The organism is Rhizobacter sp. P3_C12 (assembly GCF_056402735.1).
In genome coordinates this window covers 1-10,573 of the sequence record NZ_JBFUGW010000221.1, presented here as the reverse complement: position 1 = coordinate 10,573, position 10,573 = coordinate 1, and the positions used below count along the sequence as shown (strand labels likewise).

Genomic DNA, 10,573 nt, shown 5'->3' with positions numbered 1-10,573 from the left:
GCTGTGGGGCCGCTTGCCGGAGCTGATCGGCACCGACGGCGAATACGTGCGCAGCGGCCATTTCAAGATCGCGCGCAGCGCGGCCGACATGGCCTCGCTGGAGCGCTACCGCACGATGACCCAGGGCTTCGACCTCGAGCTGGAGCTGATCTCCGGCGAGCGCCTGCGCGCCCTGTGCCCGTGGCTGGGCGCGAAGGCGGTCGGCGGCTCGCTGTGCCGTGAAGACGGCCAGGCCAACCCGCGGCTGGTCTCGCCCGCGTTCGCGCGTGCCGCCGAGCAGGCGGGGGCCGTGGTGCTGGAGCGCACGCCGGTCGACGAGGTGATCGGCGACCGCAATGGGTTCACGCTGAGGTCGGGAAACACGCTGGAGGTGCACGCGCCGCTGCTGCTGAACTGCGCCGGCGCCTGGGCCGGGCAGCTCGCGGCGCAGTTCGGCGAGCCGGTGCYGATGCACTCCGGCCACCCGGCGATGGCCGTCACCGAGCCRCTGCCGCACCTGATGGACTGGAGCCTCGGCGTCGAGGGCGGGGGCATCTACTGCCGCCAGGTGGCGCGCGGCAACCTGGTGCTGGGCGGCGGCGCGGGCCTCGCGCTCGATGCCGACCGTGCGCGCTCCGAGCGCGACGCGATCACCACGCTGGCCGGCCAGGCGATCGAGCTGATCCCCGCGCTGCGCGATGCCCAGCTGATCCGCACCTGGAGCGGCACCGAAGGCTACCTGCCCGACCGCGAACCGGTGCTCGGCTGCAGCCGCACGATGCCCGGGCTGATCCACGGCTTCGGCTTCGCGGGGGCGGGCTTCCAGATCGGGCCGGCCGTTGGCGAGGTGCTGGCCGAACTGGCCCGCGACGGCCACACCAGCACGCCGATCGCCGCGTTCGGTATCGAGCGGTTTGCCGCGCCGCCGACGCCCTCGACGGCCTCCGCGCCCGCATCACATCCCGAGTTGTCTCATCGTTGAAAGGATCGACCATGCCAAGCACTTCCTCGCTCCGTGCCCGCCGTCACCTGCTGGGTGCCGCAGCCGCCGCGGCCGCGCTGCTGTCCGCCGGCGCTGCGCACGCACAGGCCAAGACGATCTACATCGGCATGAACGGCGGCACGATGGAGAAGGCGTACACCCAGTACGTGTTCCCCGCCTTCGAGAAGATGTACGGCGCCAAGGTCGTCGTCGTGCCGGGCACCTCGTCGGACATCCTCGCGAAGGCCCAGGCCAACAAGGACAAGCCGCAGATGCACGTGATGTTCCTCGACGACGGCATCATGGTGCGCGCGATCGGCATGGGGCTGTGCGAGAAGCAGCGGCCGAGCCCGGCGCTGAACGACCTGTACCCGGCCGCGCGCTTCAAGGGCGACATGGCCAGCGGCGTGAGCCTGGGCATGACGGGCCTCGCCTACAACAAGAAGATGTTCACCGAGAAGGGCTGGGCCGCGCCGACCTCGTGGATGGACCTCGCCGACCCGAAGTTCAAGGGCAAGGTGGTGTTCCAGTCGGTGTCGTCCTCGTCGTTCGGGCTGCACGGATTCCTGATGTTCAACCGCATCCAGGGCGGCAACGACAAGAACGTCGAGCCCGGCTTCAAGGCTTGGCCGGACAAGATCGGCCCGAACGTGCTCGAGTACATCCCGAGCTCGGCCAAGCTCTCCGAGATGGTGCAGACCGGCGAGGCCGCGTTGTTCCCGCTGACGCCCACCGCGGTGGCGGCGCTCAAGGTGAAGGGCATCCCGGTGGAGTACGCGCAGCCCAAGGAAGGCTCGGTGGTGCTGATGGTCGGCCAGTGCGTGATCGCGAACAACAACGAGCCCGAGCTGGCGCAGAAGCTCGCCGAGTTCCTGCTGAGCCCGCTGGCACAGGCCAACGTGCTGCAGTACGGCAGCCAGATCCCGACCAACCCGAAGGCGCCCGCGGTCGGCGAGGGGGCCACGCAGGTCGCGCAGATCTCTCAGTGGATGAAGAACGCGGTGACGCTCGATTGGGAGAGCATCAACGCGAACCGGCCTGCATGGAACGCGCGCTGGAACAAGACCATCGAGAAGTAGAGGGTCGACAGAAGGCGGCGTCAGATAGAGAAGTCAGCGCCGCTCGTACTGCTGCTTGCCGAACAGCGCGTTGCGGGCCTTCTCGTCGTTGAGCGGCTTGCGGTGCTCGGCCAGCACCGCAACGCCGCGCTGCACCGCGGGGCGGGCGGCGATCTCGTCGAACCAGCCCTTCAGGTGCGGGAAGTCGTTCCAGTCGATGCCCTGGTTCTTCCACGAGCGCAGCCACGGGAAGATCGCGATGTCGGCGATGCTGTACGCCGGGCCGGCGATGTACTTCGACTTCGCGAGCCGCTTGTCCATCACGCCGTAGAGGCGTTTCGCCTCGTTGGTGTAGCGGTTGATCGCGTACTCGATCTTCTCGGGCGCGTAGATGCGGAAGTGATGCGCCTGGCCGAGCATCGGGCCGACGCCGCCCATCTGGAACATCAGCCATTCGAGCACCTGGTAGCGCTCGGTGGTGCCGGTGGGCAGCAGCTTGCCGGTCTTGCCGGCGAGGTACATCAGGATGGCGCCTGACTCGAACAGTGAGATCGGCTGGCCGTCCGGACCATCGGGATCGACGATCGCCGGGATCTTGTTGTTCGGGCTGATCGCGAGGAATTCGGGTTTGAACTGATCGCCGGCCCCGATGTCCACCGCCGTCACCTTGTACGGCAGCCCGCACTCTTCCAGCATGATGTGAACTTTGTGGCCATTCGGCGTGGCCCACGAATACACTTCGATCATCTTGTCTTCCTCAGGTCGACTGTCTGCAGCACGGGCGTGCTGCGTGGATGCGACTCTAGTTCAAGCACGGCCTTCATGCTCGACGCGATCAAACGACTGATCTCTGGCAAGCCCGACGGCCCGGATTGGCGGGCGGTGTCGGAATGGGCCCGCGAGAACAAGATGGCCTTCAAGCGCGTGCGCGAGGAAGAAGGCTTCGTCATCGACGGCGGCATGGACAGCAAGCCGTGGCGCCTCGAATGGGGTTCGCCGCAGCGGCCCTACATCGAAGCCCATGAACTGCGGCTGCGCATGGAGCTCGGCCTGCCGCCGAACCTGCAGGTGCTGCTGCTGTCGCAACCCTTGCGCGAGACGCTGGAGCGCCAGACCTTCGAGCGCTTCACCGAAAGCACGCAGACCGTGATCGACGGCGCGACGCCGGAAGAGATGCGCTGGCTCGCGATGTTCGCGAAGGTCACGTTCGCGGCCTCGAAGGCGGTGCGCATGCGCTTCGGGCTGGTCGGCAACACGCCGCAGGTGGCGGCCTCGTGGGTCGAGGGCGCGCTGGCACGGCAGCTCGAAGACGCCAGCGGCAACCTGCTGGCGCAGGAGCCGCCGTTCGTGCTGATGCTGTTGCGCGGCCGGGTCTACCTGCGCATGCAGCTCGCCGATCCTGATCTCGCGTCGGTGCGCCAGGCGGTCGGCCTGTTCGAKGTGGCCGTGCTGCAGGCGGTGCGGGTGGCCGGCGGTGTCGGCGCGGGCGAGGGCGCTGCCAGCGGCTGGCCGAGCACCTCGTCGACCGCGTGGCAGACCCAGTTGGGCCCCGACGATCCGAAGGATCAGTCGAGGCACTGACGCGTCACGCGTAGCGGCCCAACTCCATCTTCGCGATGGCATTGCGGTGCACTTCGTCGGGCCCGTCCGCAAAGCGCAGCGTGCGCGCCGCCGTGTAGAAATACGCCAGCGGAAAGTCATCGCTCATCCCGCCGCCGCCGTGCACCTGCATCGCCCAGTCGATCACCTGGCAGGCCATCGAGGGCGCCACCACCTTGATCATCGCGATCTCGCCCTTGGCGGTCTTGTTGCCGGCCACGTCCATCATCCACGCCGCCTTCAGCGTCAGCAGCCGGGCCTGTTCGATCTTGCAGCGCGCCTCGGCGATGCGCTCGCGCGTGACGCCCTGGTCGGCAATCTTGCGGCCGAACGCGACGCGCGATGACGCCCGCCGGCACATCAGCTCGAGCGCCCGCTCGGCCAGCCCGATCAGCCGCATGCAGTGGTGGATGCGCCCCGGCCCGAGCCGGCCCTGCGCGATCTCGAAGCCGCGGCCCTCGCCGAGCAGGATGTTGCTCGCCGGCACGCGCACGTCGGTGAAGGTCATCTCGCAATGCCCGTGCGGCGCGTCGTCGTACCCGAACACCGGCAGCGGCCGCACCACCTTCACGCCCGGCGCATCGGCCGGCACCAGGATCATCGACTGCTGCGAATGCCGCGGCGCCTCGGGATCGGTCTTGCCCATGAAGATGTAGATCGCGCAGCGCGGGTCGCCGGCGCCCGAGATCCACCACTTGCGGCCGTTGATCACGTACTCGTCGCCGTCGCGGCGGATGCTTGATTCGATGTTGGTCGCGTCCGACGAGGCCACGTCGGGCTCGGTCATCGCGAACGCGCTGCGGATCCTGCCGTCGAGCAGCGGCTCGAGCCAGCGCTTCTTGTGCTCTGCCGTGCCGTAGCGCACGATGGTCTCCATGTTGCCGGTGTCCGGCGCCGAGCAGTTGAACACCTCGCTGGCCCAGGGCACGCGGCCCATCAGCTCGGCCAGCGGCGCGTACTCCTGGTTGGTGAGACCGGCGCCGAGTTCGCTCTCGGGCAGGAACAGGTTCCACAGGCCTTGTGCGCGCGCCCTGGTTTTCAGCCCTTCGATCAGCTGCAGCGGCGTCCAGCGCTTGCCGGCGCGGGTGTTGGCCTCGATCTCGGCGTTGAAGGCGGCCTCGGCCGGGAAGACGTGCTCGTCCATGAAGCGGGCCACGCGGGCCTGCAGTTCCTGGGTGCGAGGGGAGTAGCTGAAGTCCATGCTCGGGTCTCCGGGGAGTGTTCAGGTGCCTTGTCAGGCGCCTTGTTGTGCGCGATGTTGGGCAATTCGCCAGCCCATCTCGGCCAGCGGCCGCGCGCCGGCGCCGGCCTGGCGCGCCTGCGCACTCGACGCGGTGCCGTCCTCGACCCGCTTCGCGATGCCTTGCAGGATGCCGGCCATGCGGAACAGGTTGTAGGCCATGTAGAAGTTCCAGTCGGCCATCACCGCCTGCGGATCGGCGCGGCCGGTGCGCTCGCAGTAGCGGCGCACGTAGTCGGCTTCGCTCGGGATGCCGAGCGCGGCCAGGTCGAGCCCGCCGATGCCGCGGAACGCGCCGGGCGGGATGTGCCACGACATGCAGTGGTAGCTGAAATCGGCCAGCGGGTGGCCGAGCGTCGAGAGCTCCCAGTCGAGCACCGCCAGCACGCGCGGCTCGCTCGGGTGGAAGACCAGGTTGTCGAGCCGGAAGTCACCGTGCACCACCGACACCTGTGATTCGTCGCGCGCGCTGGCCGGCATGTGGGCCGGCAGCCACTGCATCAGCTCGCTCATCGCGTCGATCGGCTGCGTGATCGAGGCCTGGTACTGCTTGCTCCAGCGCCCGATCTGGCGCTCGAAGTAGTTGCCCGGCTTGCCGTAGTCGGCCAGGCCTGCGGCCGCGACATCCACCTGGTGGAGTGCCGCGATCACGCGGTTCATCTCGTCGTACAGGCGGCCGCGCTCGGCGGGTTCGAAGCCGGGCAGCGATTGCTCCCACAGCACGCGGCCCGGGATGAACTCCATCAGGTAGAACGCGCGGCCGATCACCGATTCGTCCTCGCACAGCAGCAGCATCTCGGGCACCGGCACGGCGCTGCCGTGCAGCGCGCGCATCACGCGGAACTCGCGCTCGATCGCATGCGCCGACGGCAGCAGCTTCGCGGCGGGGCCGGGCTTGGTGCGCATCACGTACGAGCGCGACGGCGTCACCAGCTTGTAGGTGGGGTTCGACTGGCCGCCCTTGAACTGCTCGACCTGCAGCGGCCCGGCGAAGCCCGGCAGCGCGGCCTGCAAGTGGGCCTGCAGCGCGGCGATGTCGAACGCATGCGAGTCGGCGACGGGTTTGGTTCCGGTGTAGGCGTCCATGCGGTCGTGTCAGCGTTCCAGGGTCAGCGTTCGAGCGTCAGCGCTCGGAGATCGCCAGCAGCTTGTCCTTCGACAGCACCACCAGCCGTGTCGGCTCGATGCGCACCGCGCCGTCGCGCTCGAAGCCCTTCAGTTCCTGGTTCACGCGCTGCCGCGACGCGCCGAGCAGCTGCGCCAGGTCTTCCTGCGCGAGCTGCAGCCCGATGCGGATCTCCTGGCCCTGCTCGATGCCGTAGCTGCGCGACAGCAGCAGGATCTGCTTGGCCAGCCGCGCCGCGAGCGGCATCGTGTTGAGGTCTTCCACCACGTCGAACATCAGGCGCAGCCGGCGGCAGTTCAGCTTCAGCAGTGCCTCGTAGAGCTCGGTGTGCTGCGCGAGCAGCTCGCGGAAATCGGCCTTGCGCACCACCAGCAGCGTGGTCGCGCCATGCGCGTTCGCGTCGTGCGTGCGCGGCAGGCCGTCGAACAGCGAGATGTCGCCGAACCACAGCCCGGGCTCCACGTAGGTCAGCGTGATCTGCTTGCCCGACAGCGAGACCGAGCTGACACGGACCGCGCCCTTGGCGACGCCGCACCACTCGTCGGCCGCCTCGCCGCGCGACGAGAGCAAGGCGCCGTCGTGCACGCGGCGCACGATGGACCGCGAGAGGATGGCATTGCGCAATGGCTGCGAGAGTTTGGAGAACCACGAACCCGATTCGATGTTGGCCTGCTCATCGATTGTAAGAACGGGGGTATTCATGTTTTGTCTCTGACGTGACAGGGTGCGACCTCATTGTCCACGAAGGTGATTGCTGAAAGAGTGCGCGGATTCCCTTCACAAGGAGAGCACACCATGGGCGATCGAGTGCTGGACATCCCGAGCAAGGAAGGCCGGGTCAGCGATGCCGAATGGCAGACCCGCGTGGATCTCGCCGCGGCCTACCGGCTGGTGGCGCATTTCAAGTGGGACGACTTGGTGTTTACCCACATCACCGCGCGCGTGCCGGGCGAGGAAGACCGTTTCCTGATCAACCCGTACGGGCTGATGTTCGACGAGATCACCGCGTCGAGCCTGGTGAAGATCGACCTGCAGGGCAACAAGCTCGACGACTCGCCGTTCCCGGTGAACCCTGCGGGCTTCACGATCCACAGCGCGATCCATTCGGCGCGCCACGATGCGCAGTGCGTGCTGCACACGCACACGCTGAATGGTGTCGCGGTGTCGGCGCAGCAGGGTGGGGTGCTGCCGCTGTCGCAGCAGTCGATCTTCATCCTGTCGAGCCTCGCGTACCACGACTACGAAGGCGTCGCGCTGCGCGACGAGGAGAAGCCGCGGCTCGTGAAGGACCTCGGCCGCGCCAACTACCTGATGCTGCGCAACCACGGGCTGCTGACGCTCGGGCCGACGATTGCCGATGCGTTGCTCGCGATGTATTTCTTCGAGGCGGTGTGCACGATCCAGGTCCGCGCGATGGCCGGGGGCGTGCCGCTGACGCATGTCGATCCGCGGATCATCCAGACCGCGGCGGAGCAGGCGAGGGGGGCGACGCGGGGTGTCGGGGCGGGGGCGCTGACGTGGCCGGGGTTGCTGCGGCGGCTGGATCGGATCGACGATGGGTATCGGCGCTAATCCGGCGTCAGCCCTGTCGCGCGCTGCGCGCTCCACGAGCGGGCTCGATGGGCAATGCAAATGAGGCCTTCGCTGAACGCGTGGGCTGACGCAACGGCTGGGCTTCGAATGACCATTGGTCATCCACCAGCTTGCCCTCATACATGAACTGTCCGGTGCCCAGCGCCAATCGCGAGAGTGCCTGGACCCTTGTCTGCCGGGCCGGGATCTTCGCGGCGAAGGCCTTGCTTTCAACACACAGCTTGCGCAGCAACGTGTCGCTCGCTCTTGCCATGGGATGGCTCCCACGCTCCCACAGCGACAGCGTCTGATCGGTGGCCCCGAGCACTTGTGCCAGATCGGCCTGGGACATGTCCAGCGCACGCCTCAGGTAAGTGATCTCAGGGGCGCTCAACAAGGCCGGCTTCAGCAGGAGGCATGCATGCAACGCGGCGATCAGTCCTCCCAGGCGTTCATACCTGACAAGCTCGCGTTCACCGTCGACGGTCAGAGCAAAGCCGTTCAACAGCCATACCGTCGGCAAGGGGTCAGCGTTGAATGGATGTCTCAAGGTGATCACCTTCGTTTGGTCCAGCAACTGACGATGACGCAGTTCGGATTTCTGTCTGAGACTCCGCGCTCGTCGCCTCGCTGCTCCGCATGCCCGGCTCTGTCGAATTCGACGGAGCCCTGCTGAACGAGAAACCGGATCCACCTGGCTGTCTGCACCAGCGACCAACTCGCTGACGCACCGTTGGGACGCTTCATTTTCGATGCCCGATTTAACCATAAAAATTATGGGGAAAGTCGGAGCATGGAAATGAACAGCGCGGAGATCCGTGAGATCCGACGACCAGCGGCAAGTCTAGTGAACAAGCGGCTTGGTGCCAAGGAGCTGTTCGGAAAAACAGGTGATGAAATCGAGATCAGGTCTGTCGCAGGAACTGCGCCAGCAGCTTCTCCATCGTCGTCATCGTCTCGCGCTCGTGCAGCCACTGCGTGGGCGCGAGATTCACCGCGCGCACGATCTGGTCGCTCGCGCCGACGTCGATCACGTTGATGCAGGCCGGCGCCTGTTCGAGGCGGCCGAAGAAGGCCCGTTCGCCGGCCAGCACGCGTGACAGCAACGCGCGGTTCACGCCGCCATGCATCACCATCAGCAGGCATTGCCAGTCGCTGCGCGCCAGCAGCGCGTCGAAGGCCGGCAGCACGCGATCGAGCAGCTCGCCGACCGATTCGCCGCCGAGGAAGCGCTGCGACTGCACGTCGGGGCCGGTGCGGAAGGCGCCGAGGAAGGCGGCCTCGAGCTCGTGCTTCGGGATGTCGGCCAGGCGGCCGGGGCGGATCTCTTCGAGCGCCGGCTCGTGCAGCACGTGCAACTCCGGTTGCGCGCCCGCGGCCAGCACACGCGCCGCCGTCTCGACGGTGCGCGGCAGCCCGCTGACCAGCACGCTGTCGAAGCGCACGCCGCATTGCGCGAACAGCCGGCCGGCCGCATCGGCCTGGTCGCGGCCGACGGCGTTCAGCGGGACGGTGTCGGGCGGTACCGCGCTGCCATCCTCACGGAAGTAGTCGACCGATCCATGCCGCATCAGATAGATGCGTCGACGCTTCGGGATTGAACGGCTCATGCCGCCCTCGCTCTACTCGAAGCGCGGCTCGCGCTTGTCCAGGAAGGCCTGCAGGCCTTCGCCGCCGTTGCGATGAAAGAAGTTCTCAAGGAAGTGATCCCGCTCCGTTGCCATCTGCTGCGAGAGGCTGCGCCCGGGCCACGCATTGACCAGCTCCTTCACGCTGGACACCGCGTTCGGCGCCAGCCGGGACAGGCGCTCGGCCACCGCCAGAGCTTGGTTCAGCGCCTGCCCGCTGTCTGTCACCCAATTGACAAGGCCCAGCGCCTGCAGCTGCGCCGCGCCCATCGGCTCGGCCAGCCACAGCATCTGCAGCACCACGGCCCGCGGCAGGCGCTGCATCAGTTGCCAGCTCGAGCCGCCGTCCGGCGACAGCCCGATGCGGCCGTACGACATCACGAAGCGCGCGTTCTCGGCCGCGACGATCAGGTCGCAGGCCAGCGCCAGCGAGAAGCCGCCCCCCGCCGCCGCACCCTCGACCGCTGCGATCACCGGTTTCGGGAACACGCGCAGCACCTCGACGAACTCGTGGAAGCGCTCCAGCATCCCCGCCTGCACGTCGCGCGGGGCCTCGCGGCTCGCGAGCAGCCGCTGCAGGTTGCCGCCGGCGCAGAAGTGCTCGCCGTCGCCGCGCAGCACGACGCAGTGCACCTCGGGGTCGGACTCGGCCACGCCCAGCGATTCGATGCCGGCGGTGAAGACCTGCTCGGACAGCGTGTTGCGGGAAGCGGGGTCGCTGATCGTCAGCACCAGGGTGCCGTCGCGTCGTTCGGCACGCAATTCAGAGGGCATGGCCACACCATTCGTCAGACAGCGCCAAGCGCATGGCGCGCGATCATGCCCGTTATTGCGGAGATCGCCGCAGGAAGGTTCATGCTAGAGTCAAAAAATCAATCAACTGCTCATTCGAATGCAGAGATTCCCGAACTCGCTCGCAGTCAGCCTCGCATTGGGCCTCCTGCCCACGGGACAAGCGACTGCGATGGGGTTCGGCAACACGCTCGGCGCCACCACCCTCGGCCACCCGCTCAACTTCGCCGTGATGTTGCGGCTCGAGCCCGACGAGCGCATCGAAGCCTCGTGCGTCAAGGCCGATGTGTCGATCGGCGACCACGCGCTGTCTTCGCTGTCGGTGCGCGTGCGCATCGAGGGCCAGCCCGGCAGCAATGAACGCCGGCTGCGCATCACCACCACCGTGCCGGTCGAGGAACCGGTGGTCGGCATCGCACTGAACGTTGGCTGTCCGACACGGCTGTCGCGCAACTACGTGGTGTTCGCCGACCCGCCGTCGGCCACCGCCGTGGCACCGGCCAACGCGCTGCCTGACATTTCCGATCAACCCGACCCCTCGGCCTCGCCGCTGGCCAGCGTGATCGCGCCGCAGGGCGAGCCGGCGCTGCGCCCGAC

At 67.6% G+C, this 10,573-nt stretch carries 12 protein-coding genes; 5 read left to right on the top strand and 7 right to left on the bottom strand.

Annotated elements, in window-relative coordinates; all coding sequences use genetic code 11:
* Both AC1DXV_RS25675 and AC1DXV_RS25670 read left to right on the top strand, forming a co-directional pair.
* Positions 1-961 (top strand): NAD(P)/FAD-dependent oxidoreductase (locus AC1DXV_RS25675; protein WP_477936207.1); only part of this gene is annotated, 961 nt, incomplete at its 5' end.
* Between the two features lie 11 nt (positions 962-972).
* The gene (locus AC1DXV_RS25670) at positions 973-2,040 is read left to right on the top strand and encodes an ABC transporter substrate-binding protein (RefSeq protein WP_477871511.1); all 1,068 of its coding nucleotides are present in this window, start codon (positions 973-975) and stop codon (positions 2,038-2,040) included.
* Positions 2,041-2,073: 33 nt separating this feature from the next.
* Here AC1DXV_RS25670 and AC1DXV_RS25665 read toward each other — a convergent pair whose 3' ends face one another.
* Positions 2,074-2,766: a glutathione binding-like protein gene (locus tag AC1DXV_RS25665; protein ID WP_047502679.1), complete on the bottom strand. Its 693-nt coding sequence runs from the start codon at positions 2,764-2,766 to the stop codon at positions 2,074-2,076.
* 75 nt (positions 2,767-2,841) lie between these two features.
* Here AC1DXV_RS25665 and AC1DXV_RS25660 point away from each other — a divergent pair, with 75 nt between their 5' ends.
* Positions 2,842-3,600, top strand: a complete 759-nt coding sequence (locus AC1DXV_RS25660; protein ID WP_477936205.1) for a hypothetical protein — start codon at positions 2,842-2,844, stop codon at positions 3,598-3,600.
* 4 nt (positions 3,601-3,604) lie between these two features.
* Here the strand turns inward: AC1DXV_RS25660 and AC1DXV_RS25655 are convergent, their stop codons facing one another.
* From AC1DXV_RS25655 to AC1DXV_RS25645, 3 genes are read right to left on the bottom strand one after another with little or no spacing between them, the layout of a single operon-like run.
* Positions 3,605-4,819 (bottom strand): acyl-CoA dehydrogenase family protein, encoded by a 1,215-nt coding sequence (locus AC1DXV_RS25655; protein WP_477869279.1) that lies wholly within the window; start codon positions 4,817-4,819, stop codon positions 3,605-3,607.
* A gap of 33 nt (positions 4,820-4,852) precedes the next feature.
* A complete protein-coding gene (locus AC1DXV_RS25650) occupies positions 4,853-5,944 on the bottom strand; it encodes a phosphotransferase family protein (RefSeq protein ID WP_477869277.1) in 1,092 nt (363 codons plus the stop codon).
* A 37-nt stretch (positions 5,945-5,981) separates the two neighbouring features.
* A complete protein-coding gene (locus AC1DXV_RS25645) occupies positions 5,982-6,686 on the bottom strand; it encodes a Crp/Fnr family transcriptional regulator (RefSeq protein ID WP_047502687.1) in 705 nt (234 codons plus the stop codon).
* A 93-nt stretch (positions 6,687-6,779) separates the two neighbouring features.
* Here AC1DXV_RS25645 and AC1DXV_RS25640 point away from each other — a divergent pair, with 93 nt between their 5' ends.
* On the top strand, positions 6,780-7,556 hold the full coding sequence (locus AC1DXV_RS25640) for a class II aldolase/adducin family protein (RefSeq protein WP_477869275.1): 777 nt from the start codon (positions 6,780-6,782) through the stop codon (positions 7,554-7,556).
* 7 nt (positions 7,557-7,563) lie between these two features.
* Here the strand turns inward: AC1DXV_RS25640 and AC1DXV_RS25635 are convergent, their stop codons facing one another.
* The 3 genes from AC1DXV_RS25635 to AC1DXV_RS25625 all read right to left on the bottom strand — a co-directional run bounded on the left by AC1DXV_RS25635 (position 7,564) and on the right by AC1DXV_RS25625 (position 9,958).
* Positions 7,564-8,079, bottom strand: a complete 516-nt coding sequence (locus AC1DXV_RS25635) for a helix-turn-helix domain-containing protein (protein ID WP_477936203.1) — start codon at positions 8,077-8,079, stop codon at positions 7,564-7,566.
* A 382-nt stretch (positions 8,080-8,461) separates the two neighbouring features.
* Positions 8,462-9,166, bottom strand: coding sequence for a histidine phosphatase family protein (locus AC1DXV_RS25630; protein WP_477873353.1), 705 nt, complete (start codon positions 9,164-9,166; stop codon positions 8,462-8,464).
* A 12-nt stretch (positions 9,167-9,178) separates the two neighbouring features.
* Complete coding sequence (locus AC1DXV_RS25625) at positions 9,179-9,958, bottom strand: oxepin-CoA hydrolase, alternative type (RefSeq protein ID WP_477873351.1); 780 nt, start codon at positions 9,956-9,958, stop codon at positions 9,179-9,181.
* 190 nt (positions 9,959-10,148) lie between these two features.
* Between AC1DXV_RS25625 and AC1DXV_RS25620 the strand changes: the two genes are divergently transcribed.
* On the top strand, positions 10,149-10,573 hold a 425-nt coding region (locus tag AC1DXV_RS25620), incomplete at its 3' end, for a type IV pilus assembly protein FimV (protein WP_477873349.1).